At 62.5% G+C, this 683-nt stretch carries 2 protein-coding genes; both read right to left on the bottom strand.

The window, feature by feature from the left end; all coding sequences use genetic code 11:
- The coding region (locus SBI67_RS29060; RefSeq protein WP_413232593.1) for an AMP-binding enzyme at positions 1 to 296 on the bottom strand (296 nt) is incomplete at its 3' end.
- 37 nt (positions 297 to 333) lie between these two features.
- Positions 334 to 683 (bottom strand): AMP-binding protein (locus SBI67_RS29055; protein ID WP_318983907.1); only part of this gene is annotated, 350 nt, incomplete at its 5' end.

Genomic DNA, 683 nt, shown 5'->3' with positions numbered 1-683 from the left:
TTGAGGAGTCGACGCAGTATCTTGCCAGTCGCCGATTTGGGTATCATCTCAACGAATTCGACGCTACGAATCTTCTTGTACGGGGCGACCCGTTCGGCGACATAGGACATCAGCTCGGCAACGTCGATGACCGCGTCGGTCACCACGAACGCTTTCGGTGCCTCACCACCCTCACGGTGAGGCACTCCGATCACCGCCGCATCCCGCACATCCGGGTGCGTGAGCAGCACAGCCTCCAGCTCAGCCGGCGCAACCTGATAACCCTTGTACTTGATCAGTTCCTTGCACCGATCCACAACCCAGTAGAACCCGTCGGCATCGATGCGAACGACATCACCGGTATGCAGCCCCCCCCCCGGTAATCGTCTCGGCAGTCGCCTGCGCGTTATCCAGGTACCCCGACATCACCTGAGGACCGCGGATCAGAAGCTCCCCCGCCGACCCCGGCGCGACATCAACATCGGTACCCGGCTGCACCAACCGGGCCTGGGTACTGGGCATCAAGGTGCCCACACATCCCGACGGTGTGCTGGAGCAGTCAGCATCGCCCACACCAAGAATCGCCGGCGAAGCCTCCGTCATCCCATACCCCTGACGAATGACGCAGCCCAGCCGCTGTTCAGCGCGGGCAACGATATCGGCGTCAACGGGGGCCGCACCGCACACACCGTACTTCAGCGACG

The organism is Mycolicibacterium chengduense, from assembly GCF_033741155.1.
GTDB lineage: Bacteria > Actinomycetota > Actinomycetes > Mycobacteriales > Mycobacteriaceae > Mycobacterium.
The sequence above is the reverse complement of the archived record's forward strand: the minus strand, read 5'-3'. Positions and strand labels throughout refer to the sequence as shown.